The following is a 21,741-nucleotide window of genomic DNA, read 5'->3' as shown; positions in this document are numbered from 1 at the left end:
GGCATGAGCGAGGTCCGGGTGTGGGTCGACGGCGCCAGGGTGGCGCCCGACGAGCCGGCGCTCAGCGCGCTCGACCACGGCGTGACCGTCGGGGACGGCGTCTTCGAGACCGCCAAGGTGGACGGCGGCGAGGCGTTCGCGCTCTCCCGCCACCTCGCCCGCCTCGACCGCTCGATGGCAGGTCTCGGGCTGCCGGCCGCCGACCACGACCGCGTCCGGGAGGGTATCGCCGCGGTGCTCGCGGGCGAGCCCATCCCCTTCGGGCGGCTGCGGTGGACCGTCACCGCCGGGCGGGGCCCCCTCGGCTCGGACCGGCAGGCCTCGCGGCTGACCTACGTCGTCACCGCGGTCGCCCACGACCCTCCGCCGCCTTCCGGTGCCGCCGTCACCGTGCCCTGGGTGCGCAACGAGCGCTCGGCCACCGCCGGGCTGAAGACGACCTCGTACGCCGAGAACGTCGTCGCGCTGGCCCGGGCCCACGAGCAGGGTGCGCTCGAGGCGCTCTTCGCCAACACCCGCGGCGAGCTGTGCGAGGGGACCGGGAGCAACGTCTTCGTCGTCACCGGGGGAGTCCTGCGCACGCCGCCGGTGGAGAGCGGCTGCCTCGCCGGCATCACCCGCGAGCTCGTCCTGCAGTGGTGCCGGGCCGAGGCGCTCGAGGTGCGTGAGGAGACGCTGCCGCTGGAGGTGCTCGCGCAGGCCGAGGAGGTCTTCCTCACCTCCTCGGTCAAGGACGTCCTGCCGGTCTCGGTGCTCGACGGCCGTGAGCTGGCGGCCCCCGGCCCGGTGACCACCGCGGTGCGCGAGATCTGGGCCACGCACGCGGCCCGCACGGTGGACCCGTGAGCGCGTCCGAGCACCGTCGGGAGTTCTTCCGCCCCGCCGGCGACGACGACGAGTGGGAGTGGCGGCGACGGCTGCGCAACAACCCGACGACCCGGCACGTGCTGCGCGCCGCGGTGGCCGTCCTCGGTCTCGTGCTCGTCGGGGGAGGGCTGCTCCTCGTGCCGCTGCCCGGGCCGGGGTGGTTCATCGTCATCCTCGGGATCGCCGTGTGGTCATCGGAGTTCGAGCCGGCGGCTCGGCTGCTGGAGTTTGTCAAGGACAAGGTGCGCCAGTGGGACCAGTGGGTGCGGGCCCAGTCCCGGTGGACCCAGGCCGGCGTCGCCCTCGCGACGTTCGCGTTCGTCGCGGCCGTCCTGTGGGGCGTCACCAAGGTGATGGGTGTGCCCGGCATCGTCCCGGACGGCGTCGCGGCCTGGCTGCACGCCAACCTCTGGCTGTGAGCCGCCGGGGCACAGCCGATTTCCACGCCGCGACGGCGCCGGGTATCCTCGGCACGCCGCAAGGCACCCGGATGTGTAGCTCAGCTGGTTAGAGCGTTCGCTTCACACGCGAGAGGCCGGGGGTTCGAGTCCCTCCACATCCACCCGGGGTCCTGCCCGTCGAGCCGCCCGAGGTCGGTGATGACCGAGGCGTGAGACGAGTAAAGAGAAAGTAAAGAGATTCTCTGTTAACAGTCAAGAAGCGGTGCATACTGGTGAGTACCGCACCACCCCCATCGGGCAGGGACGAAGGGGGTGGGCGTGGTGAGGAGGCCGACACTCTGACCCGGGTGTCGGCCTCGTCATATGTGGGGGGCAGTGCCCGCAGCGTGGGGTGCGTCACGCAGCGGCACCGTCTCGGGTGTATGCATAGGGGATGCAGATGTCGGTCCGCGCCATCCACACCTACCCGGAGCGGGGGCGCGACGGCCGGGCGCACACCAGCTCGCGGGTCGGCGCTGCCGGGCTGACCGGCGACCGGCCGAAGAAGGCGGCGGTCTCCATCGTCGGGGCCGACTCCCCGCACACCCGGGCCAACCTCGTCCTCGACGCCCCCACGGCCCAGGTCGAGTCGCTCGCCGGCCACGTCGTCCGGGTCGGCGGCGTGCTGCTCGCCGTGGAGGGCACGGGCAACGCGTGCCCCGGGCTCTACGCCGCGGTGGGGGAGGCGGGGACGGTCACGGTCGGAGACCTGGTCGAGGTCGTGGAGGACCCCTCGTGACGGTGACCTCAGCGCCGACGACCGGCCGAGCGGCCCACGAGGCCGGCGTCGAGCGGCTCGTCGCGAGCTACCACGCCATCCCGCAGGGTGCCCCGGTCCGGCTGGCCAAGCGCACGAGCAACCTCTTCCGGGGGCGCACCGCCACCGACGTGCCCGGGCTGGACACCAGCGGCCTCACCGGCGTCGTCGCCGTCGACCCCGACGCCCGCACCGCCGACGTGCAGGGGATGTGCACGTACGAGGACCTGGTCGACGCGACCCTCCCGCACGGTCTGACCCCGCTCGTCGTCCCCCAGCTGCGCACCATCACCCTCGGCGGCGCCGTCACCGGGCTCGGCATCGAGTCGACCTCGTGGCGCAACGGGCTGCCCCACGAGTCCGTCCTCGAGATGGACGTGCTCACCGGCGCCGGTGAGGTGGTCACCACCGACCCCACCGACCGGCACCCCGAGCTGTTCCAGGGCTTTCCCAACTCCTACGGGACGCTCGGGTACGCGACCCGGCTGCGGATCGAGCTCGAGCCCGTCGGGCGCACCGTGAGCCTGCGGCACGTACGCTTCCACGACCTCGACGCCCTCGTCGCGGCCGTCGGCGCGGTGATGGACAGCGGCGAGCACGACGGCGAGGCCGTCGACTACCTCGACGGTGTCGTCTTCAGCGCCGACGAGTCCTACCTGGTCCTTGGCCGGCGTTCGGAGGAGCCCGGGCCGACGAGCGACTACACCGGCCAGCGGGTCTTCTACCGCTCGATCCAGCACGACGCCCCCCGGCCGGCCCGCGACACCCTGACCACGCACGACTACCTCTGGCGCTGGGACACCGACTGGTTCTGGTGCAGCCGGGCCTTTGGTGCCCAGAACCCCCTGGTGCGGCGGCTGTGGCCCCGGCGCTGGCTGCGCTCGAGCGTCTACTGGAAGCTCGTCGCCCTCGACCGGCGCTTCGACGTCGCCGACCGGCTCGAGGCGCGCAAGGGCCGCCCACCGCGCGAGCGGGTCGTCCAGGACGTCGAGATCCCGCTGGAGCGCACCGCCGACTTCCTGCGCTGGTTCCTGCGCGAGGTGCCCATCGAGCCGGTCTGGCTCTGCCCGCTCCAGCTGCGCAGCGAGCAGGCGTGGACCCTCTACCCGCTCCAGCCGGGGGAGCGCTACGTCAACGTCGGCTTCTGGTCCACGGTCCCGGCCGACCCCGCCGCGCCGCCCGGTGCGGCGAACCGCCGCATCGAGGACGAGGTGAGCGAGCTCGGCGGGCACAAGTCCCTCTACTCGGAGGCCTTCTACGACGAGGAGACCTTCTGGCGCCACTACGGCGGCGCGCACTACCCGGCGCTCAAGGAGCGCTTCGACCCCGACCACCGGTTGCCCGACCTGTACGCCAAGGCCGTGCGCGGTGCCTGACCACACCCTGGAGGAGAGAGCGTGAGCATCGCCACCATCGTCGAGTCCGTCGTCGACGGACCGCTGCCCGTGCGGCTCGAGGCCTACGACGGGTCCGCAGCCGGCCCGACCGACGCCCCGTACCGGCTGCGGGTCGAGTCCGAGCGCGGGGTGTCCTACGTCGCGACCGCCCCGGGCGACCTCGGCCTGGCCCGTGCCTACCTCACCGGGGAGCTGACGGTCGACGGGGTCCACCCCGGCGACCCGTACGAGGTGCTCGCGGCGATGTCGAGGATCCGCTACCGGCGCCCCGGCCGCGACGACGTCGTCGAGCTCGCCCGACTGCTGGGGGTCAAGGGGCTCACCCCGCCGCCCCCGCCGCCGCAGGAGAGCCTGCCGCGCTGGCGCCGGGTCGCCGAGGGGCTGCGCCACTCCCTGACCCGCGACGCCGAGGCGATCCACCACCACTACGACGTCTCGAACCGGTTCTACGAGCTGGTCCTCGGCCCGTCGATGACCTACACGTGCGCCTGCTACCCCACGCCCGAGGCCACCCTCGAGCAGGCCCAGGAGAACAAGTACCGGCTCGTCTTCGACAAGCTCGGCCTCCGGCCCGGGGACCGCCTGCTCGACATCGGGTGCGGCTGGGGCGGGATGGTGCGCTACGCCGCCCGGCAGGGGGTCTCGACCCTCGGTGTCACCCTCTCGCGCGAGCAGGCCCTGTGGGCCCAGAAGGCCATCGCCGAGGAGGGGCTCTCCGACCTCGCGGAGGTGCGCCACAGCGACTACCGCGACGTCACCGAGACCGGGTTCGACGCTCTCTCCTCGATCGGCCTGACCGAGCACATCGGGGTGCGGAACTACCCCGCGTACTTCGGGTTCATCAAGGACCGGCTGCGCCCCGGCGGGCTGGTGCTCAACCACTGCATCACCCGACCGCACAACCGGCCCACCTCCACCGGGGCGTTCATCGACCGGTACGTCTTCCCCGACGGCGAGCTGACCGGGTCCGGGCGGATCATCACCGAGGTCCAGGACGTCGGGCTCGAGGTGCTCCACGAGGAGAACCTGCGCGAGCACTACGCCAAGACCCTCGCGGGCTGGTGTGCCAACCTCGTCGAGCACTGGGACGAGTGTGTGGCCGAGGTCGGCGAGGGGACCGCCCGCGTGTGGGGCCTCTACATGGCCGGGTCGCGGCTGGCGTTCGAGCGCAACGAGATCCAGCTGCACCACGTCCTGGCCGCCAAGACCGACGAGACCGGGAACCACGGCCGTCCGCTGCGGCCCTGGTGGAGCGCCTGAGGCGGTCAGCTCGGCGAGAGGCCGTCCCACGCGAGCGTAGTGAGCGCGTCCGCGAGGTCGCTCGCAGTGCGCCCGTCCGCCGCGCCCTCGGCGAGCCAGGCGTCGGCGACCGCGCGGACCATGCCGACGAGCGCCACGCCCCACAGCCGGGCCGTGGGCTCCTCGACCCGGCCGCGCAGCCCGTCGCGCACGATCCGCGCCACGTGCTCGGCGACCCGCCCGGTCATCCCGGCGGTGACGTCCCCCTCGGGGCGCTCACCGGGGGCCAGCAGTGGCGCGTTGACGATGAAGCGGTAGACCTGAGGGTCGCTCTCGACGAGGTGCAGGTAGGCGCCGATCGCCGCCCGGACGACCTCGCGCGGCGGGAGGGGGCCGGCCTCGGCGCCGCCGGCCGCGCGGGTGATGCTGCGGATGATCGTCGCGTCCACCCGGTCGGCGACCGCGGCGTAGAGGCCCGCGCGGTCCCCGAAGTGCCGGTACACGACCGTCTTCGAGGTGCCCGCGACGGCGGCGATCTCGTCCATGCCGACGGCCGCGCCGTGCTCGCGGACGGCGGCCACGGCCGCCTCGACGAGCTCGCGCCGCCGGGCGAGGCGGTGCTCGTCCCAGCGCGCACGGCGCCCGTCGGGCTGGGCGGCGGAGGTCACGGGTCCCGACGGTAGCAGGGACGCTCGGTACCGTGTACCGTCGGTACCGGATATCGGCGGTCCCCGTGCCGCCGCCCGTACCCCGCGAAGGAGCACCTCCCGGTGACCACCACCCGCCGCGCCGCCGTCCTCGGCGGCAACCGGATCCCGTTCGCCCGCCAGTTCGGCCCCTACGCCGAGGCCTCCAACCAGGACATGCTCACCGCAGCGCTCGAGGGGCTCGTCGCCCGGCACGGGCTGGCGGGGGAGCGGCTCGGCGAGGTCGCGGCCGGAGCGGTCATCAAGCACAGCCGCGACTTCAACCTCACCCGTGAGGCCGTGCTCGGCTCGAGCCTGTCGCCGCAGACCCCCGCCTACGACGTCCAGCAGGCCTGCGGGACCGGGCTCGAGGCCGCGGTCCTCGTGGCCAACAAGATCGCGCTCGGGCAGGTCGACTCGGGCATCGCGGGGGGCGTGGACTCCGCCTCGGACGCGCCCGTCGTCGTCCCCGAGCGGCTGCGCCGGAAGCTCCTGCGGCTCTCGCGCGCCCGCACCGCGGGCCAGCGGGCCCGGGCGGCCGCCGCCCTGCGGCCCACCGACCTCGGCGTCCAGGTGCCCGCCGCCACCGAGCCGCGCACCGGCATGTCGATGGGGGAGCACATGGCGCTCACGGCCGCCCGGTGGGGCATCGAGCGGCAGGCGCAGGACGAGCTCGCCCTGGCCTCCCACCACAACCTCGCCGCGGCCTACGAGCGCGGCTTCTTCGACGACCTCGTGACGCCCTACCTCGGCCTCACCCGTGACCAGAACCTGCGCCCGGACACCACGCTGGAGAAGCTGGCGTCGCTGCGCACGGCCTTCGGTACCGGCCCCGAGGCGACCCTGACCGCCGGCAACTCCACCCCACTGTCCGACGGCGCCTCCACCGTCCTGCTCGGCACGCCGGAGTGGGCGCAGGCGCACGGCCTGACCCCGCTGGCCTGGTTCGTCGACGCCGAGACCGCCGCCGTGGACTACGTCGGCGGCGAGGAGGGCCTCCTGCTGGCACCGGCGTACGCGGTGCCGCGGCTGCTCGCGCGTCAGGGGCTCACCCTGGCCGACTTCGACCTCTACGAGATCCACGAGGCGTTCGCCTCGACCGTGCTCACGACGCTTGCCGCATGGGAGGACGAGGAGTTCTGCCACGAGCGGCTGGGGCTCGATGCGCCGCTCGGGGCCATCGACCGGGACCGGCTCAACGTCACCGGCTCCTCGCTCGCCGCCGGCCATCCGTTCGCCGCCACGGGCGGGCGGATCGTCGCCACCCTCGCCAAGCTCCTCCACGAGAAGGGGTCCGGGGCGCGAGGGCTCGTCTCGATCTGCGCCGCCGGCGGGCAGGGTGTCGTCGCCATCCTCGAGGCGGCCTGAGATGGCCCGCTCCGACCGGTACACCGCGTTCGTCAACACCGGGGTGGGGGCGAGGCTCGCCACGAGCCTCGGGCTGCCCCGGCCGGTGCCGCTGCGCCGGTACACCCCGGGCCAGCCGGTCACCGAGGGCCAGGTTCTCGTCGGTGGGCACGGTGACACGCCGGCGGTCACGGCGCTGCGCGGCGGGCTGACCGCCGCGGGGGTCAGCCTGACCGAGACGCCTCCCGAGCAGGAACGGCTCGGGGGCGTGGTCCTCGACCTGACCGCCGCCGAGACGCCGGCCGACCTGGAGTCGCTGCGGGCCACGCTGGCGCCGGCCCTGCGGCGTCTGGGGCGCTGTGCCCGTGTCGTCGTCGTGGGACGGGACCCGCGAGGCGCGGGATCGCCCGCCCAGCGCGCGGCCCGCCGTGCCCTCGAGGGGGTCACCCGCTCGGTCGCCAAGGAGCTGCGCGAGGGAGCCACGGCCAACCTCGTGCTCACCGGCGACGGTCACGAGGCCGCGGCTCTCGGCACGGTCCTCTTCTTCCTCTCGGCCCGCTCGGCCTACGTCGACGGGCAGGTCGTGCGGGTCGGCGACGCCGAGGTCGACACCGCTGCCGAGAGCCCCGAGGGTCCCCTCACGGGCAAGGTCGCGGTCGTCACCGGGGCCGCCCGTGGGATCGGCGCCGACATCGCCCGCACCCTGGCACGCGACGGCGCGACGCTCGTCTGCGTCGACGTGCCGGCCGCCGGGGCCCAGCTCGCGCAGGTCGCCAACGAGGTCGGCGGGACCGCCCTCCAGCTCGACGTCACGAGCGAGGACGCCGGCGCGCGCATCCTCGACCACGCACGCACCCGCCACGGCGGCCTCGACGTCGTCGTGCACAACGCCGGCATCACGCGCGACAAGCTGCTCGCGAACACCGACGCCGACCGGTGGGGCTCGGTCCTCCAGGTGAACCTCCTCTCCATCCTGCGGATGAACGAGGCGCTGCTGGCGAAGGACGGGCTGCGCGACGGCGGTCGGGTGGTCCTGGTCTCCTCGATCGCCGGCATCGCCGGCAACCGGGGGCAGAGCAGCTACGCGGCGTCCAAGGCGGGCGTCATCGGCCTCGTCGACGGCTACTCCTGCGACCCCGGGCTACGCCGCCGGGGCGTCACCGTCAACGCCGTGGCCCCCGGGTTCATCGAGACCGAGATGACCGCGCGGATCCCGCTGGCCACCCGGGAGGTGGGCCGCCGGCTGAGCAGCCTGGCCCAGGGCGGCCTACCGGTCGACGTCGCCGAGACCATCGCCTACTTCGCGGCCGACGCCCAGTCCGCGGTCTCGGGCAACGTCCTGCGGGTGTGCGGCCAGAGCCTGCTCGGGGCGTGAGGATGCCGACCGAGACCCTGGGCGGGCTGCCCGCCACCGGGCCCCTGCTGGCCCGGGCCGCCCTGACGGCGCGTGGACGCTCGGGCGAGGAGGTGCCCGAGCGCACCCTGCGGGTCGAGGACGTCCGCATCGACCGCCACCGGCTCGCCGCCTACCAGCGGCTCACCGGCCACGACGTCTCCGACACCGTCCCGCAGCCCTACCCGTGGGTCCTCGCCTTCCCGGTGCAGACCGCTCTCATGGTGCGTCCGGACTTCCCGCTCGCCCTTCCGGGCATGGTGCACCTGGAGAACCGGGTGACCACCCACCGGCCCATGGACGCCGCCGAGCCCCTGACCCTCGAGGCCCGTGCGGGAGAGCTGCGCCCGCACCGTCGGGGCCGGACCCTGGCGGTGCGGCTCGAGGCCCGCGTCGGGGACGAGCTCGTCTGGGAGTGCGACAGCGTCTACCTCGCGCGCGGAGCGGGCCATGAGGACGCCCCGAGGGGCGAGACGCCACCGGACCTGCCCGAGGGACCGCCTGCCGGGGTGTGGCGGCTGCCGGCGGGGCTCGGCCGGGAGTACGCCCGGGTCTCCGGTGACGTCAACCCCATCCACCTGCACCCGCTCACGGCGCGCGCCCTCGGGTTCCGTCGGCACATCGCGCACGGCATGTGGACCTACGCCCGCACCCTCGCCGCGCTCGGCCGGGGCTCGCTCGGGCCCTCGAGCAGCCGCGTGTGGTTCACGGCGCCCGTGTACCTGCCGAGCACCGTCGAGCTCGTCCTCGGACGGCACGAGGACGGGCGGCTCGCCGGCCTGCGCGAGCGCACCGACCCCGCGAGGACACACCTCGTCCTCACACTCGAGAGCCGGGCGTGACATCCGCCGCGGGCCCGGTCGGGGGAACTGCGGCGACGTGGCCCGCGGGGCCTCGATAGCATCGTGGGGGTGCCGGGCCACCGGCGCACCACCCACCATCACCGAGGAGCACCCGCATGCCCGCCCCGATCACCGTCCACGTCGCCGGAAGCGAGCGATCGGTGGCCGAGGGGACGACGTACGGCGAGCTGTTCGAGGACCAGCGGGGCGTGCTCGTGGCCAGGGTCGACGGCGAGCTGCGCGACCTGCACCTCGCCGCCCACGACGGGGAGGCTGTCGAGCCGGTGACCGCCGCCGAGCAGGACGGCCTCGAGGTGCTGCGGCACTCCGCCGCCCACGTCCTGGCCCAGGCCGTCCAGCAGGTCAACCCCTCCGCCCGTCTCGGCATCGGCCCCCCCGTCCGTGACGGCTTCTACTACGACTTCGACGTCGAGACCCCGTTCACCCCGGAGGACCTCAAGGCCCTCGAGAAGACGATGCAGCGCATCGTCAACGAGGGGCAGACCTTCCGTCGTCGCGAGGTGAGCGACCAGGAGGCGGCCGCCGAGCTCGCCGCCGAGCCGTACAAGATCGAGCTCATCGGCCTCAAGGGCGGGGCGGCTGAGGACGCGGCCGAGGGGGCGTCGGTCGAGGTCGGCGGCTCCCAGCTGACCATCTACGACAACGTGCGCAAGGACGGCACGGTGGCGTGGGGGGACCTGTGCCGTGGCCCGCACGTGCCCTCGACGAAGGTGCTCGGCAACGCCTTCAAGCTGATGCGCAGCGCGGCGGCCTACTGGCGCGGGTCGGAGAGGAACCCCCAGCTGCAGCGCATCTACGGCACCGCCTGGCCGAGCAAGGAGGAGCTGAAGGCCTACCTCGAGCGGCTCGCCGAGGCCGAGCGGCGCGACCACCGCCGGCTCGGGGCCGAGCTGGACCTGTTCTCCTTCCCCGAGGTGCTCGGCGCCGGGTTGCCTGTCTTCCACCCCAAGGGTGGCGTCGTGAAGCGCGAGATGGAGGACTACGTCCGTCGCCGGCACATCGAGGAGGGGTTCTCCTACGTCGGCACCCCCCACATCTCGCGCGAGGAGCTCTTCTACACCTCGGGGCACCTGCCGTACTACGCCGACGGCATGTTCCCCCCGATGGACCTCGACGGTCAGAGCTACCGGCTCAAGGCGATGAACTGCCCGATCCACAACCTCATCTACCGCTCGCGGGGGCGCTCCTACCGGGACCTGCCGCTGCGGCTGTTCGAGTTCGGCACCGTCTACCGTGACGAGAAGTCCGGTGTCCTCTCGGGCCTGACCCGGGTGCGGATGATCACCCAGGACGACTCGCACTCCTACGTGGCCAAGGAGGACGCACCGGCCGAGGTCGGCCACCTGCTGGAGTTCGTCCTCTCGCTGCTGCGCGACTTCGGGCTTGAGGACTACTACCTGGAGATCTCCACCCGGGACGACAGCAAGCCGGAGAAGTTCATCGGCTCGGACGCCCAGTGGGAGGAGGCCACCCGCGTGCTCGAGGAGGTCGCCGTCGCCTCGGGGCTGGAGCTCGTGCCCGACCCGGGCGGGGCGGCGTACTACGGCCCGAAGATCTCGGTGCAGGCGCGGGACGCCATCGGGCGCACCTGGCAGATGTCGACCATCCAGTACGACTTCAACCAGCCGGAGCGCTTCGGGCTGGAGTACCAGGCCGCCGACGGCACCCGCCAGCAGCCGGTGATGATCCACGCGGCGAAGTTCGGCTCGATCGAGCGCTTCGTCGGCGTCCTCGTCGAGCACTACGCCGGCGCCTTCCCCCCGTGGCTCGCGCCGGTCCAGGTCCTCGGCATCCCCGTCGCCGAGGAGTTCGAGCCCTACCTGCGCGAGGTCGGCGAGCGGCTGGCGGCCGAGGGGGTGCGGTTCGAGCTCGACGAGAGCGACGACCGCTTCCCAAAGAAGATCCGCAACGCGAGCAAGTCCAAGGTGCCCTTCGTCCTCATCGCGGGGGAGGAGGACCGCTCGGCCGGTGCGGTCTCCTTCCGCTACCGCGACGGGTCGCAGAAGAACGGCGTGCCCGTCGAGGAGGCCGTGCAGGAGGTGCTCGGCGCGATCCGCGCCAAGACCCAGGTCTGACCCGGAGGCCGGCGTCCGGATGGCGAGACGCCGGGGTCACCTCGTGAGCGACGGTCACGCCAGTCACACGACACGCCGACGACACGCCGACACGGGCCCCGCGCGGCCAAAGTGCTTCGTCAAAGCTCTTGCGCGACACCACGAACGGGGATAGAAATAAGTCACTTCACCACCTCGGTGGTGGAGGGATCGGAAAGGCGAAGGACGCCAGGCCTCGCGGTTCTGCCGTGAGGAGCCACCGGGTGATGACGGTGGTGGCGACCGGATGTCGGTCCGTGAGACGCGAGTCATCACAGCGTGTCGACGAGGCCCCGGGAACTCATACTTCCCGGGGCCTCACCCATGTGCGTGCCCGGTGCGGGCGGCGACGGCGTACGGTGACGGTCCTCGACACCCCCCAGGACGGAGCCACCGGTGGTCGCACGGATGGACAAGAAGCTCTACGAGCGCGAGCTGAAGCGCCTGCAGGCCCAGCTGGTCGACATGCAGGCGTGGGTGCGGGCGCGCGGAGCGCGGATCGTCGTCGTCTTCGAGGGGCGCGACGCCGCCGGCAAGGGCTCGACGATCAAGCGCGTCACCGAGTACCTCAACCCCCGGATCGCGCGCATCGTCGCGCTGCCCTCGCCGACCGAGCGCGAGCGCACCCAGTGGTACTTCCAGCGCTACGTGCCGCACCTGCCCGCGGCCGGCGAGATCGTCCTCATGGACCGCTCCTGGTACAACCGCGCCGGCGTCGAGCACGTCATGGGCTACTGCAGCAACGCCGAGTACCACCGCTTCCTCCACCAGGCGCCGATCTTCGAGCGGATGCTCGTCGAGGACGGGGTCATCCTCCTGAAGTACTGGTTCAGCGTCTCGGACACCGAGCAGGAGAAGCGCTTCCGCTCCCGGGCACAGGACCCGATGCGACGCTGGAAGCTCAGCCCCAACGACGTCGCCTCGATCACCCGATGGGAGGACTACTCGCGCGCCAAGGACGTGATGTTCGTGCACACCGACATCCCCGAGGCGCCGTGGTTCGAGGTCGAGTCCGACGACAAGCGCCGCGGACGCCTCAACATGATCTCCCACCTGCTCGCCCAGGTCCCGTGGGAGCCGATCGAACGGGAGCCGGTCGAGGTGCCGCCGCGTCCGGCGACCAAGGGCTACGAGCGCCCGCCCCGCAACGAGTCCACCCTCGTGCCCGACCATGCCGCCGAGGTCGAGAGGGCCGCTGCCGCACAGGCGCAGGGGCAGCCCGACCACCGCTGAGCGTGCCGGGCCGCCGAGCGAAGCGGCCCGCGACGGGCGCCCGCGTGCCATGCTCGGGCCATGGAAGGCGTCGTCGTGCGAGCCGCCGAGCCCCGGGACGCCTTCTCCGTGGGCGCCCTGCACATCCAGCACGAGCGGGAGCTGGCGAGCACCATCCCCGCGGGGTTCCTCGACGCCTTCGCCGACGCGTGGCTGCGCGACCGGGCCCGCCGGACGTGGCTGGCCGAGGAGGCGAGCGGCCGGCCCGTCGGGGTGGTCCACGGCACGCGCGTCCAGAAGCTGCCGAGCGCCCACCGTGGCGCCGAGGCGTGGTTCCACGTCAGCCTCCTCTTCGTCGCGCGCGACGCCCGCGGCCGGGGCACGGGCGAGCAGCTCATGCGGGCCCTGCTGCGGTGGGCGCGGGGCGAGGGGGTGACACGCATCCAGCTGCACGCCGTCCCGCAGGCGCGCTCGCTCTACGAGCGGCTCGGCTTCGGGCCGGCCTCGGACCGGTTCATGGAGTACCGGCTCGACCCGGACCCGTAAGGAGCGCGCCGGCCGCCGCGAGCGCCCGCGGCCCCGGTCCTAGGATCGAGGCATGCCCGACCTCGAGGACCCGGCCGACTTCGTCGGCGATCCGGACGGCTTCGAGCGGCTGTGGACGCCCCACCGGATGGTGTACATCCACGGCGAGCGCCCCGACCCCGACCCCGGGCAGGGCTGCCCCTTCTGCGCGGCACCGGGCAAGAGCGACGAGGAGGGGCTCGTCGTGCACCGCGGCGAGCACTGCTACGTCGTGATGAACCTCTTCCCGTACAACCCCGGGCACGTCCTCGTCTGCCCCTACCGGCACGTCGCGCGCTACGTCGACCTCACCGACGAGGAGACCGCCGAGTTCACCACGCTGACCAAGGGCGCCGTGCGGGCCCTCGAGGCGGCCTCGGCGCCGATGGGGTTCAACCTCGGGATGAACCAGGGCGAGGTCGCCGGCGCCGGGGTCGCCGCCCACCTGCACCAGCACGTGGTCCCGCGCTGGGGCGGCGACAGCAACTTCCTCCCGATCATCGCCCGGACCAAGGCCCTGCCGATGCTGCTCGAGGACGTGCGCTCCCGGCTCAGCGAGCACTGGCCCGCCTGAGCGGCGCTACGCCGGCGCGGGCTGCGCGGCCAGGTGCTGGCGGGCGATCCGCTCCGGCAGCTGCTCGTAGCCGCGCGGCTCACGGTGGAAGGTGCCGGTGCCGTGGGCCAGCGAGCGCAGGGCGACGGCGTAGTCGAGCAGCTCCAGGCGGGGGACGGCCGCCTCGAGGACCGAGCGGCCCTCCTCCTGGTCCGGCTCCGAGCCGATGATCTGCCCGCGGCGGGTCCCGATGTCGGTCATCACCGCGCCGAGGTACTCGTCGTCGAGGGTGACCCGCACGGTGTCGACCGGCTCGAGCAGGCACATCGTCGCGGGCGAGGCGAGCTCGCGCAGCGCGAGGCCCGCCGCCGTCTGGAAGGCCATGTCCGAGGAGTCGACGCTGTGTGCCTTGCCGTCGGTGAGGGTGACCCGCACGTCGGTGACCGGCCACCCGGCGAGCAGGCCCCTGGCGAGCTGGGCATGGACACCCTTCTCGACGCTGCCGATGAACTGCCGCGGCACCGCGCCCCCGACGACCACCTCGGTGAACTCGACCCCGGCACCGCGGGGCAGCGGCTCCACGACCAGCTGGCAGACCGCGTACTGCCCGTGGCCGCCGGACTGCTTGACGTGCCGCCCCTGGGCCTCGGCGCGGGCCACCGCGGTCTCCTTGAGCGCGACCTTGACCGGCACCTGCTCGACGCCGACGTTGAACCGCTCCCGCAGCCGGTGCAGGACGAGCTCGAGGTGTGCCGGACCGGTCGTCCACAGCACGACCTGCCCGGTCTCCGGGTCGTGCTCGATCCGCAGGGCCGGGTCCTCCGCCGCCAGCTCGTGGAAGGCGACCGGCATCCGGTCCTCGTCCGCGCGGGTCACGGCCTGCACGGCGGCCGGCAGGAGGGCGTCCGGCAGCGCCCACGGGGTGACGAGCAGCGGTCGGGCGGGGTCGGAGAGGGTGTCGGAGGTCTGCGCGCCGGCGAGCTTGGTGACGACGACGACCTCGCCCGCGACGGCGGAGTCCTTGGGCAGCAGCTCACCGTCGAGCGGCGCCGCGAGCGAGCCCGGACGGACGTCCTCGTCGTGGGCCTCGTGCCCCTCGCCGGTGGGGCCCTCGAGCAGGTCGAGGTGCCCCGAGACGTGCACCGGCCGGTCGGCACGCAGCGTCCCCGAGAACACGCGCACCAGGGACAGGTGCCCGACGTACGCGTCCGACGCCGTGTGGACGACCTCGGCGACGAGCGGACCGTCGGGGTCGGGGGTGACCTCCACGGGCTCGCCGCCGCCCACCGCCGTCACCGAGGGCGTCGGGCGCAGGCCGGGGTGCGGGAAGGCCGCCTCGAGGAGGTGGAGGAGCACGTCGACGCCGGCGCCGGTCTCGCCGGAGACCGGCAGGACGGGGTGGAAGCTGCCGTGGGCGACCGCCTGGAGCAGGTCACGCTCGAGGGTGGCGAAGTCCAGCTCCTCCCCGGAGAGGTAGCGGTCCATGAGGTCGGGGTCCTCGGACTCCTCGATGATCCCCTCGACGAGGCCGGGGCGGTGGGTGTCGAAGGCGCCCGCGTGCTCGGCGCCTGCCGGGCGCACGGTGCGCCGCTCGCCGTCGTAGTCGTGGATCTCGCCGAGGAGCAGGTCGGCGATCGAGGTGCCCTGCCCGTCCGGCCCCGTGACGGGGACCCCGAGCGGCTGGATGCCGGCGCCGAAGTGCGCGCGGCAGTCCTCCAGGGTCGCGGTGAAGTCGGCGTCGCGCGCGTCGAGCTGGGTGACGACGACGGCGCGGGGCATGCCGACGAGTGCGCACTCGTGCCACAGCGAGCGCGAGTGCGCGTCGGCACCGTCGGCGGCCGAGACGACGAAGAGGGCGGCGTCCGCAGCGCGCAGACCCGCCCTCACCTGCCCGACGAAGTCGGGGTTGCCCGGGGCGTCGAGGAGGGTCAGCACCACCTCCCCGAGCTCGAGCGTCGCCGCCCGCAGGCCCACCGCCGCGTCCCCTCGGGCCCGGGTGCTGCGGCCGGGGGCCAGGGTGTCGACCACCCGGTCGAACAGCCGCGAGGCGCCGGCGCCGCTCGGGCCGACGAGGAGGACGGTGCGGAGCCGACGGGGGTCGGCGACGACGGGGGCGGTGGCTGCGCTGCTCATGACCCCAATCAACTCCACGCCGCGACGGCACACAAGGGGACGCACCCCCACGCCCGGGAGACCTGCGCCACCCCACCGCGAGCGCCGCGCCCGGCCCGGCTCACGCGGCCCGCGCGGCGGTCCCACTACGCTGGCGAGCACCATGCTCAACCGATACGCCCGTGCCTTCTTCACCAAGCTGCTCACGCCGGTGGCCGCCTTCCTCGTCCGGCTCGGGGTGAGCCCGGACGTCGTGACCGTCATCGGCACGATCGGGGTGGCGGCCGGCGCGCTGGCGTTCTACCCCCGCGGCGAGTTCCTCGTCGGCACCCTGGTGGTCACCGCGTTCGTCTTCTCCGACACGGTCGACGGGATCATGGCGCGACGCACGGGCCGCTCGAGCCGCTGGGGGGCCTACCTCGACTCGACCCTCGACCGGGTGGGTGACGCGGCGATCTTCGGCGGGTTGGTCCTGTGGTACTCCGGTGACGGCGGCAACGCCTACATGGCCGCGCTCGCGCTCGCCTGCCTCATCCTCGGCAGCGTCGTGTCCTACGCCAAGGCGCGCGCCGAGGGCCTCGGGATGACCGCGAACGTCGGCATCGCCGAGCGTGCCGACCGGCTCGTGGCGGTCCTCGTCGCCACCGGCCTCACCGGGTGGTTCGACATCCCCACCGGCTTCCTCGGCACGGTCCTGGCGCTCCTGGCGCTCGCGAGCCTGGTCACCGTCGTCCAGCGGATCCTCGAGGTGCGTCGCCAGGCCCTGGGTCCCGCGTGAGGTCGCTGCCCCGCCGGCTGACCGACGCCGGGACGCTGGCCGCGTACCGGCTCGGCTGGGGGGCGGTGCGGCGGATGCCCGAGGGGCTGGCCTACCGGGCCTTCGACGGCCTCGCCGACCTCACGGTCGCCCGCGGCGGGGCGCGAGCCCTGCGCGCCAACTACGCCCGCGTGCGCCCCGACCTGGCGGGCGACGAGCTCGACGCCCTCACCCGGGCGGGCATGCGCGCCTACCTGCGCTACTACTGCGAGGCGTTCCGGCTGCCGGAGCTGGGGCCCGAGGAGCTCGCGGCCCGTGTGCGGCCCGAGGGCGACGGGCCGGTGCGCGAGGTGCTCGACGCGGGCGGGTCGCTCGTCTGCTTCCTCGGCCACCTCGGCAACTGGGACCTGGCCGGCGCCTGGGCGAGCGTGCACCTCGCGCCGGTGACGACGGTGGCCGAGCGGCTGGAGCCGGAGGAGGTGTTCGAGGAGTTCCTCGCCTTCCGGGAGGGTCTCGGGATGACGATCCTGCCGCTGACCGGAGGGCCCGCGGTCTTCCCGGCGCTGCGGGAGGCCGCGCGCCGGCCCGGGCTGATCCCCCTGCTCGCCGACCGCGACCTCACCCACCACGGCGTCACCGTCGACCTGTGTGGCCGCCCGGCCCGGATGGCCCCCGGGCCGGCCGCGCTGGCGCTGGCCGAGCGCCGGCCGCTCGTGCCGGTGTCCATCCGCCACGAGCGGCGGGGGCGCGGCTGGGGCATCGTCATCACCTTCCACCCCGCGGTCGCCGTCCCGAGCACCGGTGCGACCCGCGAGAAGGTCCTCGCGATGACCCAGCAGTGCGCCGACGCCCTCGGCGCGGCCGTCCGCAGCCACCCGGCCGACTGGCACATGCTCCAGCGGGTCTTCCTCGAGGACCTCGACGAGGAGCGGCTCGCGCGGGCGGGGGTCGGCCGATGAGGGTCGGGATGGTCTGCCCGTACTCCTTCGACGTGCCCGGCGGGGTGCAGTTCCACGTGCGCGACCTCGCCGAGGTCTTCCTCGCCCAGGGCCACGAGGTCTCCGTGCTGGCACCGGCGGACGACGACGCCGACCTGCCGCCGTACCTCACGTCGTGCGGCCGGGCGGTGCCCGTGCGGTACAACGGCTCGGTGGCCCGGCTGACCTTCGGGCCGGTGACCTCGGCCCGGGTCGCCCGCTGGCTGGAGGGCGGGCGGTTCGACATCGTCCACCTCCACGAGCCGGTGACCCCGTCGGTCTCGCTGATGGCGCTGTGGGCGGCGGAGGACCCCGTCGTGGCGACGTTCCACACCTCGACGGTGCGCTCCCGTGCGATGCACGCCGCCAACCCGCTGCTTCGGCCGTCGCTGGAGAAGATCCGTGGCCGGATCGCCGTCTCCGAGGACGCCGCCCGGACGGTGCGCAGCCACCTCGGGGGCGAGACGTACATCGTCCCGAACGGGGTGCACGTCGACCGGTTCGGCGCGGCCCCGGCGCGCGAGGCGTGGACCGGGCGGCCCTCGGCGCCGACGCTGGCCTTCCTCGGCCGGGTCGACGAGCCCCGCAAGGGCCTCGACGTGCTGCTGCGCGCCCTGCCGGCCGTCCTCGAGAGCCATCCCGGCACGCGGCTGCTCGTCGCCGGGCCGGGAGACGCGCAGGACCTGCTGCGCCGCGCCGACCCGCGGGCCCGCGCGGCGACGACCGTCCTCGGTGCGGTCTCGGACCCCGACAAGGCGACCCTGCTGCGCTCGGTCGACGCCTACGTCGCGCCTCACCTCGGGGGCGAGAGCTTCGGCATCGTCCTCGTCGAGGCGATGGCCGCGGGCGCCCCGGTCGTGGCCTCCGACCTGTCCGCCTTCGTCGCCGTCCTCGACGGGGGCCGGTGCGGCGTCACCTTCGAGACGGGGTCGCCCTCCGCTCTGGCGGCGGCCCTCACCGCGCTCCTCGGCGACGGCGCCCGCCGCGCGTCGCTGCGGGCGGCCGGGCGGGAGCGGGCACGGGCCTTCGACTGGTCCCGCGTCTCCGGCCAGGTGATGGCCGTCTACGAGACCGTGCTGGCCGGCGCCCACGCCGAGGTGCCCGACCCCGCCCCGCGCACCCTGTGGAACCGGCTGGTGCGCAGCGTGCCCGGCACCGGGGGAGGCGGGTCGTGAGCGGTCTCGACATCGACGTCCTCCAGGTCGCGACCTTCCTCGTCATCGCGCTCATCGCCGCGGCCTGGTACCTCTCCTACGCTGCGGCCCGCCTCGACCGGCTGCACACCAAGGTCGAGGGGGCGATGTCCGCGCTGGACGCCCAGCTCGTCCGCCGGGCGGAGGCCACGCTGGAGCTCGCGACGAGCGGCGCACTCGACCCGGCCACCGCCCTGCTGCTCACCGACGCGGCGACCGAGTCGATCGAACGGACCACCGAGCACCCGCTCGCCGAGGACCTCCTCGACGGCCAGCACTTCGGGGGTCGCGAGCAGGTCGAGGCCACCTTGACCGAGGTGCTCTCCCTGACGCTGACCGACGAGCTCGTCACCGGGCTGCGGGCCGAGGGCGACGAGCTCGTCGAGGAGGCGCTCGAGCGGATCGGGGCCAGCGCGCTGCGGGTGCGCATGGCGCGCCGCTTCCACAACGACGCGGTGCGCGAGGTGCGGCGGGTGCGGGCGAAGCGGGCCGTGCGGTGGTTCCGGCTCGCCGGGCACGCGGGGCTGCCGGAGCGGGTGGAGTTCGACGACGAGGTCCCGGCCGCCCTCGGCCGATGACCGCCTCCGCCGGGCCCGCCCCGCCCGACCTACAATCGCGACCATGACCGAGCAGCAGACCGCCCCCACCTCCGGCACCGGCACGACGCGCGTCAAGCGCGGGATGGCCGAGATGCTCAAGGGCGGCGTCATCATGGACGTCGTCACCGCCGAGCAGGCGCGCATCGCCGAGGACGCCGGCGCGGTCGCCGTCATGGCCCTCGAGCGGGTGCCGGCCGACATCCGGGCACAGGGCGGCGTGTCCCGGATGAGCGACCCGGACATGATCGACTCGATCATCGAGGCCGTCTCGGTGCCGGTCATGGCCAAGGCCCGGATCGGGCACTTCGTCGAGGCGCAGGTGCTCCAGAGCCTCGGGGTCGACTACGTCGACGAGTCCGAGGTGCTCACCCCCGCCGACTACGCCAACCACATCGACAAGTGGGCCTTCACCGTGCCGTTCGTCTGCGGCGCGACCAACCTCGGCGAGGCGCTGCGGCGGATCACCGAGGGTGCGGCGATGATCCGCTCCAAGGGCGAGGCGGGCACCGGCGACGTCTCGAACGCGACGACGCACATGCGCACGCTGCGCGCTGAGATCAACCGGCTGCGCTCGATGGAGCCCGACGAGCTGTACGTCGCGGCCAAGGAGCTCCAGGCGCCCCACGACCTCGTGCGCGAGGTCGCCGAGACCGGCAAGCTGCCCGTCGTCCTCTTCACCGCGGGCGGCATCGCGACCCCCGCCGACGCCGCGATGATGATGCAGCTCGGCGCCGAGGGCGTCTTCGTCGGGTCGGGCATCTTCAAGTCGGGCAACCCGGCGCAGCGGGCGGAGGCCATCGTCAAGGCGACGACCTTCCACGACGACCCCGACGTCGTCGCGAAGGTCTCGCGGGGCCTCGGCGAGGCGATGGTCGGCATCAACGTCGACGACATCCCGCAGCCGCACCGGCTCGCCGAGCGCGGCTGGTAGCTGCGCCCGCGGGGCGACGTCCGTCGGCCGCCGGCGCCCGCAGCCAGTCACTTACCTGCCGATACCTTCAGCCACCTGCCGGCGCGGTCAGCCACCTGTCAGAACCTTCAGCCACCTGCCATAACCTTCGGCGACCTGCCGCATGCAAGGGGCCGCTCACTGAAGGTTCCGGCAGGACGCCGACGCGCCGGTGCCACCGGCTCGCTCGGCCGGCCGCTGCACCCTCGGACAGCCCCTGGCGCCGTCGCCAGCCTTCGCCGCCGTCGCACACCTGCCGGAACCTTCGGCGACCTGCCGGAACCTTCGCCGCCGTCGCAAATCTGTCAGAGCCTTCAGCCACCTGCCGGAACCTTCGCCGCCGTCGCACACCTGCCGGGACCTTCAGCGACCTGCCGCATTCAAGGGGCCGCTCACTGAAGGTTCCGGCAGCCGGAGGGAAAGTTGTGGCTCAGGTGACGGTGGGGCGGGCAGCGTGCTCGGGGCGCTCGTGCTCGCGCCCGTCGAGCACCGCGCGCAGCTGCTCGGCGGCCCGGAGGACGTCGGCGTGGGTCAGGTACATCGGCGCGAACCCGAGCCGGACGATGTCCGGCTCGCGGAAGTCGCCGACGACGCCCCGGGCGATGAGCGCCTGGACGACCTCGTACGCCGCCGGGTGACGCAGGCTGACCTGAGAACCGCGGCGGCCGGGCTCGCGCGGCGTCGCGACCTCGACCTCGGGAAGGAGCGCGTCGAGGCACTCGAGGAAGAACCCGGTGAGCGAGACCGACCGGGCGCGCAGATCGGCGACCGTCACCGCGTCGTACGTGCGCAGCGCCGCCTCGAGCGCCAGCATCGACAGCATCGGGGGAGTGCCCACCCGACCGCGCGCCACCCCCGGCGCCGGGGCGTAGTCGGGGGCCATCGCGAACGGCCGCGCGTGGCCGTTCCATCCCGCGAGCGGCTGGTCGAAGGCCTCCTGGTGGCGCCGGGCGACGTAGAGGAAGGCGGGCGCTCCGGGCCCACCGTTGAGGTACTTGTAGCCGCAGCCGACCGCGAGGTCGACCCCATGGGCGTCGAGCGCGACGTCGAGCACCCCGGCCGAGTGGCACAGGTCCCAGCACACGAGGGCGCCCACCGCGTGGGCGGCGCTCGTGACGGCAGGCAGGTCCCACAGCTCGCCGGTGCGGTAGTCGACCGAGCTGTACGCGGCGAGGACGAGGTCGTCGCCGAGCTCGGCGATCCGGGCCGGGGCCTGCGGCGGCGCGACCCGCTCGACGGTCAGCCCGTGGTCGCGCGCGGCCGCCTCGGTGACATAGAGGTCGGTGGGGAAGGACCCGGGGTCGGTGAGGACGACCCGCCGCCCCGGCCGCATCCGCGCCGCCGCGACGACGCACTTGTAGAGGTTGACCGTCGTCGAGTCCGTGCACACGACCTGGCCCTCGTCCGCGCCGACCAGCGCGCCGACCCGGTCCCCGACGCGGGTGGGGGCACCCCACCAGTCCGACTCGTTCCAGCTGGCGACCAGCCTGCTGCCCCACTGGCGCTGCACGACGTCCGAGACCGCCTCGGCGACCCCGACGGGTAGGGCGCCGAGGGAGTTGCCGTCGAGGTAGACCACCTCGGCAGGCAGGCGGAAGCGGCCGCGCAGGTCGGTGGCGGCGTGCTCGGCGTCGAGCGCGCGGGCCCGTTCGGTCAGCGCGGAGGTCATGGTGGCGACGGTAGCGCGCGGGCGGGGGCGGTCGAGCGAGCGCCGGCTCGACCGAGCGGGTGCACAGGCGGGGC

At 73.9% G+C, this 21,741-nt stretch carries 20 protein-coding genes and 1 tRNA gene; 18 read left to right on the top strand and 3 right to left on the bottom strand.

Annotated features, from left to right (window positions below):
* Window positions 1-3 precede the first annotated feature (3 nt).
* The 6 genes from G8D98_RS02545 to G8D98_RS02520 all read left to right on the top strand — a co-directional run bounded on the left by G8D98_RS02545 (window position 4) and on the right by G8D98_RS02520 (window position 4,721).
* Window positions 4-846, top strand: coding sequence for an aminotransferase class IV (locus G8D98_RS02545; RefSeq protein WP_166098585.1), 843 nt, complete (start codon window positions 4-6; stop codon window positions 844-846).
* Window positions 843-1,286: a TIGR02611 family protein gene (locus tag G8D98_RS02540; RefSeq protein WP_229661690.1), complete on the top strand. Its 444-nt coding sequence runs from the start codon at window positions 843-845 to the stop codon at window positions 1,284-1,286. The genes G8D98_RS02545 and G8D98_RS02540 overlap by 4 nt, the downstream gene beginning before the upstream one ends.
* A gap of 69 nt (window positions 1,287-1,355) precedes the next feature.
* Window positions 1,356-1,429 (top strand) — tRNA-Val (locus tag G8D98_RS02535).
* Window positions 1,430-1,707: 278 nt separating this feature from the next.
* On the top strand, window positions 1,708-2,046 hold the full coding sequence (locus G8D98_RS15420) for a hypothetical protein (RefSeq protein ID WP_166098583.1): 339 nt from the start codon (window positions 1,708-1,710) through the stop codon (window positions 2,044-2,046).
* Window positions 2,043-3,440 carry an FAD-binding oxidoreductase gene (locus tag G8D98_RS02525; protein WP_229661691.1) on the top strand — a complete coding sequence of 466 codons (1,398 nt, stop codon included), beginning with the start codon at window positions 2,043-2,045 and terminating at the stop codon, window positions 3,438-3,440. The genes G8D98_RS15420 and G8D98_RS02525 overlap by 4 nt, the downstream gene beginning before the upstream one ends.
* Window positions 3,441-3,461: 21 nt before the next feature.
* Window positions 3,462-4,721, top strand: coding sequence for a class I SAM-dependent methyltransferase (locus tag G8D98_RS02520; RefSeq protein ID WP_166098580.1), 1,260 nt, complete (start codon window positions 3,462-3,464; stop codon window positions 4,719-4,721).
* A 5-nt stretch (window positions 4,722-4,726) separates the two neighbouring features.
* Here the strand turns inward: G8D98_RS02520 and G8D98_RS02515 are convergent, their stop codons facing one another.
* Window positions 4,727-5,368 carry a TetR/AcrR family transcriptional regulator gene (locus G8D98_RS02515; RefSeq protein ID WP_166098578.1) on the bottom strand — a complete coding sequence of 214 codons (642 nt, stop codon included), beginning with the start codon at window positions 5,366-5,368 and terminating at the stop codon, window positions 4,727-4,729.
* 102 nt (window positions 5,369-5,470) lie between these two features.
* Here G8D98_RS02515 and G8D98_RS02510 point away from each other — a divergent pair, with 102 nt between their 5' ends.
* The 7 genes from G8D98_RS02510 to G8D98_RS02480 all read left to right on the top strand — a co-directional run bounded on the left by G8D98_RS02510 (window position 5,471) and on the right by G8D98_RS02480 (window position 13,432).
* Window positions 5,471-6,754, top strand: a complete 1,284-nt coding sequence (locus tag G8D98_RS02510; RefSeq protein ID WP_166098576.1) for an acetyl-CoA C-acetyltransferase — start codon at window positions 5,471-5,473, stop codon at window positions 6,752-6,754.
* A 1-nt stretch (window position 6,755) separates the two neighbouring features.
* Entirely contained in the window at window positions 6,756-8,108 is a 1,353-nt protein-coding gene (locus G8D98_RS02505) for a 3-oxoacyl-ACP reductase (protein WP_166098573.1), read from the top strand.
* A gap of 2 nt (window positions 8,109-8,110) precedes the next feature.
* Entirely contained in the window at window positions 8,111-8,968 is an 858-nt protein-coding gene (locus G8D98_RS02500; protein ID WP_166098571.1) for a MaoC family dehydratase, read from the top strand.
* A gap of 116 nt (window positions 8,969-9,084) precedes the next feature.
* Window positions 9,085-11,064, top strand: a complete 1,980-nt coding sequence (thrS, locus tag G8D98_RS02495; RefSeq protein ID WP_166098567.1) for a threonine--tRNA ligase — start codon at window positions 9,085-9,087, stop codon at window positions 11,062-11,064.
* Window positions 11,065-11,490: 426 nt separating this feature from the next.
* Window positions 11,491-12,315, top strand: coding sequence for a polyphosphate kinase 2 (gene ppk2, locus G8D98_RS02490; protein WP_166098943.1), 825 nt, complete (start codon window positions 11,491-11,493; stop codon window positions 12,313-12,315).
* 60 nt (window positions 12,316-12,375) lie between these two features.
* Window positions 12,376-12,840 carry a GNAT family N-acetyltransferase gene (locus tag G8D98_RS02485; RefSeq protein ID WP_166098564.1) on the top strand — a complete coding sequence of 155 codons (465 nt, stop codon included), beginning with the start codon at window positions 12,376-12,378 and terminating at the stop codon, window positions 12,838-12,840.
* A gap of 52 nt (window positions 12,841-12,892) precedes the next feature.
* Window positions 12,893-13,432 (top strand): HIT family protein, encoded by a 540-nt coding sequence (locus tag G8D98_RS02480; protein WP_166098562.1) that lies wholly within the window; start codon window positions 12,893-12,895, stop codon window positions 13,430-13,432.
* A gap of 6 nt (window positions 13,433-13,438) precedes the next feature.
* On the opposite strand, the gene G8D98_RS02475 is transcribed toward G8D98_RS02480, so the two are convergent.
* Complete coding sequence (locus tag G8D98_RS02475; protein ID WP_166098560.1) at window positions 13,439-15,544, bottom strand: elongation factor G; 2,106 nt, start codon at window positions 15,542-15,544, stop codon at window positions 13,439-13,441.
* Between the two features lie 142 nt (window positions 15,545-15,686).
* Between G8D98_RS02475 and pgsA the strand changes: the two genes are divergently transcribed.
* From pgsA to pdxS, 5 genes are read left to right on the top strand one after another with little or no spacing between them, the layout of a single operon-like run.
* Window positions 15,687-16,301 (top strand): phosphatidylinositol phosphate synthase, encoded by a 615-nt coding sequence (pgsA, locus tag G8D98_RS02470; protein ID WP_166098557.1) that lies wholly within the window; start codon window positions 15,687-15,689, stop codon window positions 16,299-16,301.
* Window positions 16,298-17,239, top strand: a complete 942-nt coding sequence (locus G8D98_RS02465; protein WP_229661692.1) for a phosphatidylinositol mannoside acyltransferase — start codon at window positions 16,298-16,300, stop codon at window positions 17,237-17,239. Before pgsA ends, G8D98_RS02465 begins: the two co-directional genes overlap by 4 nt.
* The gene (locus G8D98_RS02460; protein ID WP_166098555.1) at window positions 17,236-18,432 is read left to right on the top strand and encodes a glycosyltransferase family 4 protein; all 1,197 of its coding nucleotides are present in this window, start codon (window positions 17,236-17,238) and stop codon (window positions 18,430-18,432) included. Before G8D98_RS02465 ends, G8D98_RS02460 begins: the two co-directional genes overlap by 4 nt.
* Entirely contained in the window at window positions 18,429-19,028 is a 600-nt protein-coding gene (locus G8D98_RS02455; protein WP_229661693.1) for a hypothetical protein, read from the top strand. Before G8D98_RS02460 ends, G8D98_RS02455 begins: the two co-directional genes overlap by 4 nt.
* A 43-nt stretch (window positions 19,029-19,071) precedes the next feature.
* Complete coding sequence (pdxS, locus tag G8D98_RS02450) at window positions 19,072-19,980, top strand: pyridoxal 5'-phosphate synthase lyase subunit PdxS (protein WP_166098552.1); 909 nt, start codon at window positions 19,072-19,074, stop codon at window positions 19,978-19,980.
* A 448-nt stretch (window positions 19,981-20,428) separates the two neighbouring features.
* Here pdxS and kynU read toward each other — a convergent pair whose 3' ends face one another.
* A complete protein-coding gene (gene kynU / locus G8D98_RS02445) occupies window positions 20,429-21,667 on the bottom strand; it encodes a kynureninase (protein ID WP_187566786.1) in 1,239 nt (412 codons plus the stop codon).
* Window positions 21,668-21,741 lie beyond the last annotated feature (74 nt).

The organism is Phycicoccus endophyticus, assembly GCF_011326735.1.
Taxonomy (GTDB): domain Bacteria; phylum Actinomycetota; class Actinomycetes; order Actinomycetales; family Dermatophilaceae; genus Phycicoccus; species Phycicoccus endophyticus.
This window is presented reverse-complemented; position numbering and strand designations above follow the sequence as displayed.